We start from the raw sequence: 13328 nt of genomic DNA, 5'->3' as shown, positions 1-13328 counted from the left end.
TGCCCATCTGGTGCCTCGGGCGGCTAATGTCACATCATGGAGCGGCGAATCTTCGGCCTCGAGACCGAGTACGGCGTCACCTGCACCTACCGGGGCCAGCGGCGGCTGTCCCCCGACGAGGTCGCCCGATACCTGTTCCGGCGGGTGGTGTCGTGGGGCCGGTCGAGCAACGTGTTCCTGCGCAACGGGGCCCGGCTGTATCTGGACGTGGGGTCCCATCCGGAGTACGCGACCCCGGAGTGCGACTCGGTGGTGGACCTGGTGGCCCACGACCGGGCCGGTGAGCGGATCCTGGAGGGGCTGCTCGTCGACGCGGAGAAGCGGTTGCACGACGAGGGCATCGCCGGGGACATCTACCTGTTCAAGAACAACACCGACTCGGCCGGCAACTCGTACGGCTGCCACGAGAACTACCTGGTGTCCCGGCACGGCGAGTTCGGCCGGCTGGCCGACGTGCTGATCCCGTTCCTGGTCACCCGGCAGCTCATCTGCGGCGCGGGCAAGGTGCTCCAGACCCCCCGGGGCGCGGTGTACTGCCTGTCGCAGCGGGCGGAGCACATCTGGGAGGGGGTCTCCTCGGCGACCACCCGCAGCCGGCCGATCATCAACACCCGGGACGAGCCGCACGCCGACGCCGAGCGGTACCGGCGGCTGCACGTGATCGTCGGTGACTCCAACATGAACGAGGTCACCACGCTGCTCAAGGTCGGCACGGCGGACATCGTGCTGCGGATGATCGAGGCCGGGGTGGTGATGCGGGACCTGTCCCTGGAGAACCCGATCCGGGCGATCCGGGAGGTGTCGCACGACATCACCGGCCGGCGCAAGGTGCGGCTGGCCTCCGGCAAGGAGGTCAGCGCGCTGGAGATCCAGCAGGAGTACCTGGCCAAGGCGACGGAGTTCGTCGAGCGCCGGGGCGGGGACCAGACCGCCAAGCGGGTGGTGGAGTTGTGGGGCCGGGTGCTGCGCGCGGTGGAGACCGGTGACCTGGACCCGGTGGCCCGGGAGATCGACTGGGTGACGAAGCTGCGGCTGATCGAGCGGTACCAGCGCAAGCACGACCTGCCGTTGTCGCACCCCCGGGTGGCCCAGATGGACCTGGCCTACCACGACCTGCGCCGGGGGCGGGGCCTGTACGGGCTGCTGGAGCGGCGCGGTCAGGTGGACCGGGTGACCACCGACCCGGAGATCTTCGAGGCGAAGGAGACCCCGCCGCAGACCACCCGGGCCCGGCTGCGGGGCGAGTTCATCCGGCACGCCCAGGAGAAGCGGCGGGACTTCACCGTCGACTGGGTGCACCTGAAGCTCAACGACCAGGCGCAGCGCACGGTGCTCTGCAAGGACCCGTTCCGGGCGTACGACGAGCGGGTGGAGCGGTTGATCGCCAGCATGTGACCCGCGTGGCTCGGGCGTACCGGTGGGCGGTCGGCCGTCCACCGGTACGCTTGCCGGGTCATGACGAGTTTTCAGCCTGCCGACCGGTCCTCCGACGACGACGCCAAGCCCCGTAACTGGGTGGATCGGCGCCGGGAGAAGATCCGGGCCGAGATCGAGCGCAACCGGCGCGGCGAGTACACGGTGCCGACCTGGGTGCTGGCGGTCGCGTTGGCGGCGATGGTCGGCGCCTGGCTGGCGTTGATCTTCCTGGTCTGAGGCCCGCCCCGGCGGCGGGTCAGCCGGCCAGTGCGGCGGCGTGCCGCCCGGCGGCGGCGGCGGCCAGGAAGTAGGCGTGGTCGGCGGCCAGGCCCCGGCCCATGGTCGACAGCGGCACCGGCGTGGCCCGCAGCGCGGCGTCCAGCCCCTCGGTCGGCACCCGGACGACCCGGTGCCGGTCGGCCAGCGGGCCGAGCGCCGCGTCGACCCGCGCGGCCAGGGCCGGGTCGAGTCCCTCGGGCACCACCAGGTCGGCGGGGGCGAGCGCGACCCGCCCGTACGCGGTGAGGCTGTGGTGGGACACGCCCTGGTGCCGGGGGCGGGGGTCGGCGTCGGAGATCCGCAGCGAGCCGACGGGCCGCCCGCCGAGCACGGCGACCGCGTTGACCGCCTCGCCGACGGCGACCCCGGAGAAGCCCCACCGGGTGCCGGTGCCGAGGTTCCCGGGGCCCTGCGCGACGATCGCGACGTCGGCGTGCAGCACGTGCCGGGCGGCCAGCAGGCCGGTGTGCAGGGTGGCGGCCTCCAGGTCGCCGCCGAACGCCTGCCCGACGCTGATCGTGCCGGCCAGGTGGTCGCGCAGCCCGGCCAGGGTGCGGGAGAACCAGGCGGGCAGCGCTCCGCCGTCGGTGAGCAGGTAGGCGACCCGGGCGTCGGGGGCGTCGGCGTGGATGCCGGCGAGCACGGCCGGCAGCGCGGAGTGCAGGTCGGCGGTGACCACCGGCAGCCCGTCCAGGCCGTCGGCGGCGGCGAGCACCGCCCGGTGCGGGGAGGCCTCCTCGTCCACGCCGAGCAGGATGGGTTGCAGCGGGGTGTAGCGCGCCTTGACCAGGTGCCCGGCGTCGCGGCTGTCCAGCGCCTGCGGCGGGTCCGGCGGCAGCCGGTCGGGCAGGGCCACCACCAGGGCGTACCCGCCGGTGCCGAGGCCCATCAGCAGCGCGCCGGCGTTGAGCAGCACCCGGTCGCCGGGCTCCGGCCGGCCGACCAGGTCGGGGTAGGCCAGGGCGCGCATGCCGGCGCCGTCGGGCAGTCGCACGTCGAGTTCCACCGCGCCGGCCCACTGCCGGCGCAGCGCCGTGACCGTCCCGGACCGCCATCGCACCATGCCCGGCACGCTAGCGCCGCCGCCGCGCCCGGTGGCGTCCGGGGTCACGGCTCGCCGGCCGGCGGCGGGTCGACCTGGGTGTGCCGGGCGTGCCGGCCGTCCGCGCCGGGCGCGGAGGGGCTGAGGTCGAGGAAGACGTACCGGATCTCCGGGTACCGGCCGGTGAGCCGGCGTTCCGCCGCGTCGGCGGTGGTCTCGATGTCGGCCCCGCTGGCGTCGTCGTCGAAGTCGACCTTGGCGGCGACCAGGATGTCCACCGGTCCGAGTTGCATGGTGAGCAGGGTGTCGACCCGTTCCACGGCGGGCAGGGCGGCCAGTTCGCGTTCGATCTCGTGGTGCAGCCGCTGCGGCACCGCCCGCCCGACCAGCAGGGTGATGTTGCTGTGCGCGAGGGTGCCGGCGACCACCAGCAGCAGCACGCCGATCAGGACCGAGGCGAGGCCGTCGTACAGTTCGTCGCCGGTGAGCTGGGACAGACCGAGCCCGACGGCGGCCAGGAGCAGTCCGACCGGGGCGGCGCTGTCCTCGAGGACGACCGCCTTGACGGTGGTGTCGGGGGTGAGCCGCAGGAACCGGCGGGGGGTGGTACGCCACCGCCGGGCCTCGCCCCGCACCTGGCGCCGGGCGCGGGCCAGCGACACCGACTCGGCGACGAAGGCGACCGCCAGCACCACGTACGACGACAGGTAGTCGCCGCTGTGCTCGTGGACCAGGATGGTGGTGACACCGTGGGTGACGGCGAAACCGGCGCCGGCGACGAAGGTGAACAGCGCGGCCAGGAACGCCCAGACGTAGCTCTCCTTGCCGTACCCGAAGGGGTGTCGCACGTCGGCCGGCCGGGCGCCGCGTCGCAGCGCCAGGAAGAGCAACGCCTCGGTGGTGGTGTCGGCGACCGGATGGGCCGCCTCGGAGAGCATCGCGGCGGACCCGGAGATCAACCCGGCGACGAGCTTGGCGACGGCGACGACGAGGTTCGCCAGCCCGGCCACGACGACCGTGCCGGTGCTCTCCGCCCGCACGCTCGGGTGCGCCATGGGAGAACCCTACGACCGGGTGGGGCCCGCCCGGACCGGGACGCCGACCGCCGCGCGCCGGCGTGGTCGGCCTGGTCACCGCACCTGAGCGGGTACGCGGCCCGCCGAGCCCGTGCGGGTGCACGTGGCCGCCGGGCGGGCTGCTAGCGTTTGCACGTGTCGCGGAACCGCACCGAGCGCCTGGTCAACCTGGTGATCTGCCTGCTGTCCACGCGACGGTTCCTGACCGCCGCGCAGATCGCCGCGACCGTGCCCGGCTACGAGCACGACCCCGACGATCCGAAGGACCACGAGGCCTTCCAGCGCAAGTTCGAGCGGGACAAGGCCGAGCTGCGCGAGTTGGGCGTGCCGCTGGAGACCGGGACGGCGAGTGTCTTCGACACCGAGCCGGGATACCGGATCGCCCCCCGCGAGTACGCCCTGCCCGACATCCCGCTGGAGCCGGACGAGGCCGCCGCGGTGGGTATCGCCGCGCGGTTGTGGCAGCACGCCGGGCTGGCCGCCGCCGCCTCCTCGGGGCTGGCGAAGCTGCGCGCCGCCGGGGTGGACGTCGACCCGCAGGCGACCCTGGGCCTGGAGCCGATGGTCACCGTCGACCCGGCGTTCGCGCCGCTGACCGCCGCCGCGCGGGACCGCCGCGAGGTGAGCTTCGACTACCGGGTGCCCGACGGGGACGCGCCGACGCGCCGCCGCCTGCAACCGTGGGGAGTGGTCTGCTGGCGGGGCCGCTGGTACGTGGTCGGGCACGACCTGGACCGGGACGCCACCCGCTGTTTCCGGCTGTCCCGGGTGGTCGGGGCGGTCCGGCCGACGGGCGCGCCGGGCGCCTACCAGCCCCCGGCCGGCCTCGACCTGATCAGTCACGTGGCCCGCTGGTCGGGGCCGGTGGAGCGGACCGGGCGGGCGACCGTCCTGGTGCTCCCCGGGCGGGCCGCCGGGCTGCGCCGCTGGGCGGTGCGAAGCAGCAGCGGGCCGGACGGGGACCGGCTGGTGCTGCCGTACGCCGATCCGGAGTCCCTCGCCGGGCAACTCGTCGGGTACGGGCCGGACGTGCGGGTGGTCGAGCCACCGGAGTTGCGGGAGGCGGTCGTCGCCCGGCTGCGGGAGATCGCCGCCCGGCACGAGGAACTGGTGACCGCCGGGGGTGCCCGGTGACCCGGCCGGCTGCCCGGGGCGGCTCCCGGGCCTCCGCCGACCGGCTGGCCCGGCTGCTCAACCTGGTGCCGTACCTGCTGGCCCGGCCCGGTATCGAGATCGCCGAGGCGGCCGGTGACCTGGGCGTCACCGAGCGGCAGCTCCGGGAGGACCTGGAGCTGCTGTGGGTCTGCGGGCTGCCCGGGTACGGCCCGGGTGACCTGATCGACATGGCCTTCGACGGGGACCGGGTCACCATCACCTACGACGCCGGCATCGACCGGCCGTTGCGGCTCACCCCGGACGAGGCGCTGGCCCTGGTGGTGGCGCTGCGGATGCTCGCCGAGACCCCCGGGGTGGCCAACCGGGACGCGGTGGAACGCGCCCTGGCGAAGATCGAGAACGCCGCCGGTGACCTGGTCGGCGCCCCGGTGGCGGTGCAGCTGCCGGGGGACACCGAGCGGGTGCGCGAGCTGCGCGACGCGGTGCAGCGGGGTCGGGCGCTGCGGATCACGTACTACACGGCGGCCCGGGACGAGAGCACCGAGCGGATCATCGACCCGCTGCGGATGCTGTCGGTCAGCGGCCGGGCGTACGTCGAGGCGTGGTGCCGGCGGGCCGAGGCGGTCCGGCTGTTCCGGGCCGACCGGATCGACGCGTTCACCGAGCTGGACGAGGCGGCCGTGGTGCCGTCGCGGGCCCGGCCCGCCGACCTGACCGACGGGGTGTTCCGGCCGGCGCCGGACCTGCCGCTGATCACCCTGCGGATCGGCCGGGGCGAGCGGTGGATCACCGAGTACTACCCGTGCGAGCGGGTCGAGCCCGGCGACGGCGACCGGTGGCTGGTCTCGTTGCGCGTCACCGACCTGGGGTGGGCCCGCCGGTTCGTGCTGGGTCTCGGCCCGGACGTCACCGTGGTCGCCCCGGCCGAGCTGGCCGACCAGGTCCGCGCCCAGGCCGTCGCGGCCCTCGACGCCTACGCCACCCCGCTGCCGCCGGTCGCGGTGGCGGTGGCCGACCCGGCGGGGAGCTGGGCCGGCCGGTAGGCTGACCGCCGTGGTGACCTGGATCGTCCTCGCGGTGGTGTTCCTCGCCCTGGTCGTGCTGGCCCTGGCGGTGCGTCCGGTGCTGACCCGGCTGCCGGGGCTGCGGCGGGCCGCGTTGACCCTGCAACGGCAGGCCGCGCAGGCGCAGGCGCTGACCGCGTCGGCCGAGGCGCTCCAGCAGCGGGCCGAGGCCCTCCAGGAGAAGCTCGACACCGCCCAGCGCCGGGTCGCCGTGATCAATGCCAAGCGTGGCGGCTGATCGACCGGGGTCGTGATCGGGCCCGATCCGGTCCGACGGGCCGTCCGGAGCGGATCCGGGCAGGTGGTTGACGGGACAACCCGGGTTGGTCGAGACTTCACCGGCCGGGACGAACCACCACCGCCCCGGCGGGTGGCAACAGCCCGGAACGCACGTACGATGGGCTGCGACCCACCCTGGCAGACACACAGAGCGACTGGAGCTTCCCATGGGTGCCCTCAAGCCGTGGCACATCGCCGTACTCGTGGTCGTGCTGATCCTGCTCTTCGGCGCGAAGCGGCTCCCGGACGCGGCCCGCTCGCTCGGCCGGTCGCTGCGGATCATCAAGGCCGAGACGAAGAGCCTGCAGGAGGAGCGCGGCGACCTGGCCGAGAAGGCCGACGCGCAGGCCGGCTACCAGCCGGTGCCCCCGCAGACCGTGCAGGGCCAGCCGTACGCGCCGCCCGCCGGGCAGCAGCCGTACCACCCGCAGCAGCAGCCGTACGCACCTCCGGTCGCCGACCCGGTGCAGCGGGTCCGCGACAACTGACCGAAGGGCCCGACTCCGGTGGCCTTCGCCCTCTTGAAGCGCGGTCCGAGCAACTTCGAACGGGCCGCCGACGGCTCGATGACCCTCGTCGAGCACATCCGCGAGCTGCGTAACCGCTTGTTCCGCGCCTCCCTGGCGATCGTGGTCGGGCTGATCGGCGGTTACCTGCTCGCCCAGCCGGCGTTCGACCTGCTCAAGCAGCCGTACTGCCGGTTGCCGGGGATGATGGTCGACGGCGAGTGCCAGAAGTTCCTCATGCTGGCGCCCGCGGACGGTTTCATCCTCAAGCTCAAGCTGGCGCTCTGGATCGGCCTGATCATCGCCGGCCCGGTCTGGCTCTACCAGCTCTGGGCGTTCATCGCGCCCGGCCTGCACCGGCACGAGCGCAAGTGGGCGTACGTCTTCGTGGCGATCGCGGCGCCGCTGTTCGCCGCGGGCGCGGCGCTGGCGTTCTTCGTGGTCGACAAGGGCCTGGCGTTCCTGCTGGAGTCGGGTGTCACGGGCGCCGACTCGCAGTTGGAGGTGACCCGGTACATATCCTTCGTCACGACCATGATCCTGCTCTTCGGCGTGGCGTTCGAGTTCCCGCTCACCCTGCTGATGCTCAACTTCACCGGGGTGGTCAGCGCCCGCCGGCTGCTGAGCTGGTGGCGGGTCGTGGTCTTCATCTGCTTCGCGTTCGCGGCGGTGGCGACCCCGGACCCGGGGCCGTTCGGCATGACGCTGCTGGCGCTGTGCCTCTCCCTGCTCTACTTCGTCGCGGTCGGGGTGGCCTTCCTCAACGACCGGCGCCGGGGCCGGGGCAAGGAGATCTACGCCGGTGTGGACGACGACGAGGCGTCCCCGCTGGAGGTGGACCGGGAGCCGGTGCGGGCCGGCGAGCGGATCGAGGCGGCGAGCCCGATCGCCGCGCCGGAGCCGATCGCCGGGCCGGCGCCGATCGAGCGCCGCTACGACGACGTGACCTGAGCCGCCCGACGCTCGTCGACGGCCCGTCCCGGGAACCTCCGGGGCGGGCCGTCGACGTCTGCGCCGCCGGGTCCCGCCAGCGGCGGGCCGGCCTCGCCACCAGGGGCGGGAGACCGGGGGTGGGCGCGGACTGCCGGGGAGCCCGTTCGGCGGGTACGGTGCTGCCCGTGACCGCCCCCGACCGATCGTCGCCCGTCGACGGCCCCGTCGCCGTCCTGGTCAATCCGTCGGCCGCCCGGCGTCGGCACCGTGACCTGCTGCCCGACCTGGTCCGGCGGCTGTCGGCGGCCGGCCGCCCGGTACGGCTGCTCGACGCCGGCACCGCCGCCGAGGCCGAGGCCGCCTGCCACGCCGCGCTCGCCGACGGGGCGGGCGCCCTGGTGGCGGTCGGCGGGGACGGCACCGTGCACCGGGCCCTGCAGGCGGTGGCCGGCACGACGGTGCCGTTCGGGGTGGTGCCGGCGGGCACCGGCAACGACTTCGCCGCCGACACCGGCGCCCCGGCGGACCCGGTGGCGGCGGCCGACGCGATCGTCGTGGCCCTGCGGGCCGGCCGGAGCCGGCCGGTGGACCTGGCCCGGCTGACCGGGGCCGACGGCACGACCCGCTGGTTCGGCGCGGTCCTCGCGGCCGGCTTCGACGCCGTCGTCAACGAGCGCGCCAACCGGATGCGCTGGCCGCGCGGTCCGCGCCGGTACGACCTGGCGATCCTGGTGGAACTGGCCCGGCTACGGCCCCGCCGGTACACGCTGCGCCTCGACGGTGTCCCGCACGAGGTCGACGCGGTGCTGGTGGCGGTGGGCAACTGCGCCAGCTACGGCGGGGGGATGCGGGTCTGCCCGGCCGCCGACCCGACCGACGGGCTGCTGGACGTGGTGGTCGGCGGCCGGTTCGACCGGCGTACCCTGCTGCGCGTCAAGCCGCGCATCTACCGGGGCACCCACGTCGGGCACCCGCTGGTGCGCAGCTACCGGGCCCGGACGGTGCAACTGTCCGCCGAGGGCATCACCACGTACGCCGACGGCGAGCGTGCCCTCGAACTCCCCCTCACCGCCACCGCCACCCCCACCGCCCTGCGTCTGCTGCACTGACCGCCGTCCCGCCGCCGGGCCGGTGCTCAGCGCGGCGGGTCGGGGGCCGGGGCGCGGGTGAGGCGGTCCAGCCATTCGGTGAGCAGGGCGCGTTCGGCGGGGGTGAGGTCGCCGGGGAGGTGGGGGAGGGCGGTGCGCAGGGCGATCGCGTGCCGGACCGGGTCGGCGGCGGCGGAGACGGCGCGGGCCGCCACCGAGTCGGTGACCAGGCTGGCCAGCAGCGCCTCCCGGGTGCGGGTGGACAGGGCGGGGTCGCGCCGGTCCGGCGCGGCGCGGATCAGCGCGAGGGTGACCCCGCCGGCGGCGGCGTGCAGCATCCCGGTCGCCTCGGCCACGCCGGCCCGCAGCCGGCCCGCCTCGGCGACCCGGTGCACCAACTGGTGCAGGATGTCGGCGGCGACCCGGGCGGCGGTGGGGGTGCGGGTCGGGTCGCCGTACATCAGGGCGTGGCAGGCCGGCTCGGCCAGCCCGAAGCCGACCTGCACGTCCCAGCCCCGCCGCAGGTCGTCGACGGGGTCGCCGGTGAGGTCGCCGGCGCTCTCGGCGTGCAGGTAGGCGGCGAGGCGGTAGCTGACCGCCGCGTCGAGCAGGCCGGGCATGTCACCGAACTGGCGGTAGATCGTCGGCGCCTGCACGCCGGCGGCCCGGCCCACGGCCCGGGTGGTGACCGCCTCCCGGCCGCCCTCGGCGAGCAGCGTGGCGGCGGCCCGGACGATCCGGTCGCGGGACGAACCCGCCGGGGTGATCATGACGGCGACGATAACCCGACCGTGACAACACCGCTAACCGACAGTGCTAACAGCTGTCGGTTAGCGGTGTTCGCCGCAGGTCAGCCGCCCGACCGGGCGGCGGGCAACGCCAGGTCCAGCACCGCGCCGAGACCGGTGGCCCGGCCCGGCCCGGTGGCCGGGAGCACCAGCACCGCGCACCCCGCCCCGACCGCCCCCGCGTCGGCCGGGGTGTCGCCGACCATCAACGCCTCCTCGGGGTCGACCCCGAGCATCCCGCAGGCCCGCAGGAAGATCCCCGGGTCGGGCTTGCAGCGCCCCACCTCGTAGGAGAGCGCGTACGCGTCGACCAGGTCGGCGAGCCCCCAGGCGGCGAAGAACGGGCGGAGGTCGAAGCCGATGTTGCTCACCACCGCGACCTTCACCCCGGCGGCCCGCAGCGCGGCCAGGGTCGGCGCGGTGTCCGGGTACGGCACCCAGCCGTCGGCGACCAGCACCCGCTCGTAGAGCGCCTCGGCGAGCCCGTCGATGCCGGTGTCGACCGTCTCGGCCAGCCCGGTGTACGCCGCCCGGTGCGCGTGCTCGTAGAGGTCCCGGTCGGCCCAGTGCTCGGCCAGCCGGGGCGGCACCCGGGCCGGCAGCGGCCCACCCGCCCGGCCGGCCATCACCAGCCGGTCGGCCAGCGCGGTGGCCCGGATCGGGTCCAGGGTGACCCCGCAGGTGCGCGCGGCGGCGAGCACCCACTCGCGGGGCTCCTCCACCTGGGCGAGGGTGCCGTGGAAATCGAAGAGGACCGCCGCGACGGGCCGGCGGTGGACATCGGGGGCACCGGCGGCGCGGGGCGTGGGCGGTTCGGCATGGTCCGACACGCCGTGCACCCTACCGACCCCCTCCGACGGCTGCGGCGGACGGCCTTGGGGGGTGCTCCGTTCGGGGACACACTAATCTTGGTGCCATGTCGAGTCCCGCCGAGCGGTACGCCGCGGCGCGCCGTCGTGCCGCCCAGGCCAGCGAGTTCCCGGCGCTGGACGAGTTCGCCCTCCAGGTGGGGTTCGACCTCGACGACTTCCAGCGGGAGTCCTGCCAGGCCCTGGAGCGGGGCAGCGGGGTGCTGGTCTGCGCCCCGACCGGCGCCGGCAAGACCGTGGTCGGGGAGTTCGCCGTCCACCTGGCGCTGCGCGGCACGCCCGCGCCGCCGGCCGCCGACGGGCCGGCCCCGGCCCGGCGCAAGTGCTTCTACACGACCCCGATCAAGGCGCTGTCCAACCAGAAGTACCACGACCTGGTGGAGCGCTACGGCGCCGCGCAGGTCGGCCTGCTCACCGGCGACAACGCGATCAACGGGGACGCCCCGGTGGTGGTGATGACCACCGAGGTGCTGCGCAACATGCTCTACGCCGGCTCGGCGACGCTGGACGGCCTGGCGTACGTGGTGATGGACGAGGTGCACTACCTCGCCGACCGGTTCCGGGGCGGGGTGTGGGAAGAGGTGATCATCCACCTGCCCGCCTCGGTCACCCTGGTCTCGCTCTCGGCGACCGTCTCCAACGCCGAGGAGTTCGCCGACTGGCTGGTCACCGTGCGCGGCGAGACGGCCGTGGTGGTCAGCGAGCACCGCCCGGTGCCGCTGTGGCAGCACATGCTGGTCGGCAAGCGGATGTTCGACCTGTTCCACGACGCCGACGCCGCCCGCAAGCACGACGTCCACCCGGAGTTGCTGCGCTACACCCGGGACACGCTGCGTCGCCTGGAGGTCGGCGACGGCCGGGGCGGCGGGGCCGGCTGGGGGCGGCGCGGTCCACGCTGGCGGGGCCCGCTGCGTCCGGACATCGTCGACCGGCTCGACCGGGAGGGGCTGCTGCCGGCGATCCTGTTCATCTTCAGCCGGGCCGGCTGCGACGCCGCCGTGCAGCAGTGCCTCGCCGCCGGGCTGCGGCTGACCTCCCCGGAGGAGCGGGCGGAGATCCGCCGGGTGGTCGAGTCCCGGGTCACCGCCATCCCCGGCGAGGACCTGTCGGTGCTCGGCTACTGGGAGTGGCTCGACGGGCTGGAGCGCGGCCTGGCCGCCCACCACGCCGGGATGCTGCCCGCCTTCAAGGAGGTCGTCGAGGAGCTGTTCGTCCGGGGCCTGGTCAAGGCGGTCTTCGCCACCGAGACGCTGGCGCTGGGGATCAACATGCCGGCCCGCTGCGTGGTGCTCGAGCGGCTGGTCAAGTACAACGGCGAGGCGCACGTCGACCTGACCCCGGGGGAGTACACCCAGCTCACCGGCCGGGCCGGGCGACGCGGCATCGACGTGGAGGGGCACGCCGTGGTGGTGTGGTCCCCGGAGACCGACCCCCGGCACGTGGCCGGGTTGGCCTCCACCCGCACGTACCCGCTGCGGTCCAGCTTCCGGCCCTCGTACAACATGGCGGTCAACCTGGTCGGCTCGGTCGGCGTCGAGCCGGCGCGGGCGCTGCTGGAGTCCTCGTTCGCCCAGTTCCAGGCCGACCGGTCGGTGGTCGGCCTGGCCCGGCAGGTGCAGCGCAACACCGAGACCGTCGAGGCGTACGCGGTGGAGGCCGAGTGCCACCACGGCGACTTCGACGAGTACTTCGGGCTGCGGGTGGCCATCGCCGACCGGGAGCGGTCCCTGGCCCGCCAGGGTCAGCACCAGCGCCGGGCCCAGGCGGTGACGGCGCTGGAGCGGCTGCGGGTCGGTGACGTGATCCGCATCCCGTCGGGCCGCCGGGCCGGACTGGCGGTGGTGCTCGACCCGGCCACCGGCGGGTTCGGCGAGCCCCGTCCGCTGGTGCTCACCCAGGACCGCTGGGCCGGGCGGGTCACCCCGGCCGACTTCACCACCCCGGCCGAGGTGCTCGCCCGCATCCGGGTGCCGAAGCACTTCAACCACCGCTCGCCGGCCGCCCGCCGGGACCTCGCCGCCCAGGTCAGCGGCACCGGTCTGGACCGGCGGGGCAGCCGCCGCAGCCGGGGCCGGGGCACCGGCGAGGACCACCGGCTCACCCTGTTGCGCGACGAACTGCGCCGGCACCCCTGTCACGCCTGCCCGGACCGGGAGGAGCACGCCCGCTGGGCGGAGCGCCGCCGCCGGCTGGAACGCGACACCGAGGAACTGCGGCAGCGGGTCGCCGGGCGGACCGGGTCGCTGGCCCGGACCTTCGACCGGATCGTCGCGCTGCTCACCGCCAAGGGGTACCTCACCGCCGACGGGACGGTCACCGACGCCGGCCGGATGCTCGGCCGGATCTGGTCGGAGGCGGACCTGCTGGTCGCCGAGTGCCTGCGGGCCGGGGTGTGGGACGGGTTGGCCCCGGCGGAGCTGGCCGCGGCCGTCTCGGTGGTCGTCTTCGAGGCCCGCCGGGACACCGACGAGCGGGCCTCGCTGCCCCGGGGCGCGGTGGCCGACGCGGTCGACGAGACGTTGAAGCTGTGGAGCGGGATCGAGGCCGAGGAGGCCGCCCGGGGGCTGGCCGTGACCCGTGAGCCGGATCTCGGCTTCGCCTGGCCGATCTACCGCTGGGCCCGCGGCGAGGCCCTGGCGAAGGTGCTGGCCAGCGGCCACCAGGTCGACGGCGAGATGCCCGCCGGGGACTTCGTGCGGTGGGCCCGGCAGGTGGTCGACCTGCTCGGCCAGCTCGCCGACTCCGGTGGCGCGTCGACCGAGTTGCGGGCCACCGCCCGGCAGGCGATCGCCGCCGTGAACCGGGGCGTACTGGCGTACCACGCCACCGCCTGACCCCCTGCGTCGAACCGTCCGGACAGGCCCAACCGACG

At 75.1% G+C, this 13328-nt stretch carries 13 protein-coding genes; 9 read left to right on the top strand and 4 right to left on the bottom strand.

Annotated elements, in window-relative coordinates; translation table 11 throughout:
* The first annotated feature begins 36 nt into the window (after window positions 1-36).
* Together pafA and ACQUFX_RS08680 are read left to right on the top strand one after the other, a co-directional pair.
* Complete coding sequence (gene pafA / locus ACQUFX_RS08685; protein WP_067366786.1) at window positions 37-1395, top strand: Pup--protein ligase; 1359 nt, start codon at window positions 37-39, stop codon at window positions 1393-1395.
* Between the two features lie 60 nt (window positions 1396-1455).
* The gene (locus ACQUFX_RS08680) at window positions 1456-1653 is read left to right on the top strand and encodes a hypothetical protein (RefSeq protein ID WP_067366782.1); all 198 of its coding nucleotides are present in this window, start codon (window positions 1456-1458) and stop codon (window positions 1651-1653) included.
* Window positions 1654-1672: 19 nt separating this feature from the next.
* Here the strand turns inward: ACQUFX_RS08680 and ACQUFX_RS08675 are convergent, their stop codons facing one another.
* Together ACQUFX_RS08675 and ACQUFX_RS08670 are read right to left on the bottom strand one after the other, a co-directional pair.
* Entirely contained in the window at window positions 1673-2758 is a 1086-nt protein-coding gene (locus ACQUFX_RS08675; protein WP_428965506.1) for a DUF3866 family protein, read from the bottom strand.
* A gap of 44 nt (window positions 2759-2802) precedes the next feature.
* Window positions 2803-3792: a cation diffusion facilitator family transporter gene (locus ACQUFX_RS08670; RefSeq protein ID WP_428965505.1), complete on the bottom strand. Its 990-nt coding sequence runs from the start codon at window positions 3790-3792 to the stop codon at window positions 2803-2805.
* Between the two features lie 156 nt (window positions 3793-3948).
* Here ACQUFX_RS08670 and ACQUFX_RS08665 point away from each other — a divergent pair, with 156 nt between their 5' ends.
* The 6 genes from ACQUFX_RS08665 to ACQUFX_RS08640 all read left to right on the top strand — a co-directional run bounded on the left by ACQUFX_RS08665 (window position 3949) and on the right by ACQUFX_RS08640 (window position 8820).
* Window positions 3949-4947, top strand: coding sequence for a helix-turn-helix transcriptional regulator (locus ACQUFX_RS08665; RefSeq protein ID WP_428965504.1), 999 nt, complete (start codon window positions 3949-3951; stop codon window positions 4945-4947).
* Entirely contained in the window at window positions 4944-5972 is a 1029-nt protein-coding gene (locus ACQUFX_RS08660) for a helix-turn-helix transcriptional regulator (RefSeq protein WP_428965503.1), read from the top strand. The genes ACQUFX_RS08665 and ACQUFX_RS08660 overlap by 4 nt, the downstream gene beginning before the upstream one ends.
* A gap of 10 nt (window positions 5973-5982) precedes the next feature.
* The gene (locus ACQUFX_RS08655; protein WP_428965502.1) at window positions 5983-6231 is read left to right on the top strand and encodes a hypothetical protein; all 249 of its coding nucleotides are present in this window, start codon (window positions 5983-5985) and stop codon (window positions 6229-6231) included.
* Window positions 6232-6439: 208 nt separating this feature from the next.
* Window positions 6440-6760: a Sec-independent protein translocase subunit TatA gene (gene tatA, locus ACQUFX_RS08650; protein WP_428965501.1), complete on the top strand. Its 321-nt coding sequence runs from the start codon at window positions 6440-6442 to the stop codon at window positions 6758-6760.
* Window positions 6761-6778: 18 nt separating this feature from the next.
* Window positions 6779-7729, top strand: coding sequence for a twin-arginine translocase subunit TatC (gene tatC / locus ACQUFX_RS08645; RefSeq protein ID WP_428965500.1), 951 nt, complete (start codon window positions 6779-6781; stop codon window positions 7727-7729).
* 158 nt (window positions 7730-7887) lie between these two features.
* Entirely contained in the window at window positions 7888-8820 is a 933-nt protein-coding gene (locus tag ACQUFX_RS08640) for a diacylglycerol kinase family protein (protein WP_428966902.1), read from the top strand.
* A 26-nt stretch (window positions 8821-8846) separates the two neighbouring features.
* On the opposite strand, the gene ACQUFX_RS08635 is transcribed toward ACQUFX_RS08640, so the two are convergent.
* Together ACQUFX_RS08635 and ACQUFX_RS08630 are read right to left on the bottom strand one after the other, a co-directional pair.
* Window positions 8847-9569: a TetR/AcrR family transcriptional regulator gene (locus ACQUFX_RS08635; protein WP_428965499.1), complete on the bottom strand. Its 723-nt coding sequence runs from the start codon at window positions 9567-9569 to the stop codon at window positions 8847-8849.
* A gap of 80 nt (window positions 9570-9649) precedes the next feature.
* Window positions 9650-10426, bottom strand: a complete 777-nt coding sequence (locus ACQUFX_RS08630; protein WP_428965498.1) for an HAD family hydrolase — start codon at window positions 10424-10426, stop codon at window positions 9650-9652.
* A gap of 77 nt (window positions 10427-10503) precedes the next feature.
* Between ACQUFX_RS08630 and ACQUFX_RS08625 the strand changes: the two genes are divergently transcribed.
* Window positions 10504-13290, top strand: a complete 2787-nt coding sequence (locus ACQUFX_RS08625; RefSeq protein ID WP_428965497.1) for a DEAD/DEAH box helicase — start codon at window positions 10504-10506, stop codon at window positions 13288-13290.
* Window positions 13291-13328: the final 38 nt, after the last annotated feature.

The sequence above is a fragment of the Micromonospora fluostatini genome (assembly GCF_050410825.1).
GTDB lineage: Bacteria > Actinomycetota > Actinomycetes > Mycobacteriales > Micromonosporaceae > Micromonospora > Micromonospora rosaria.
This window is presented reverse-complemented; position numbering and strand designations above follow the sequence as displayed.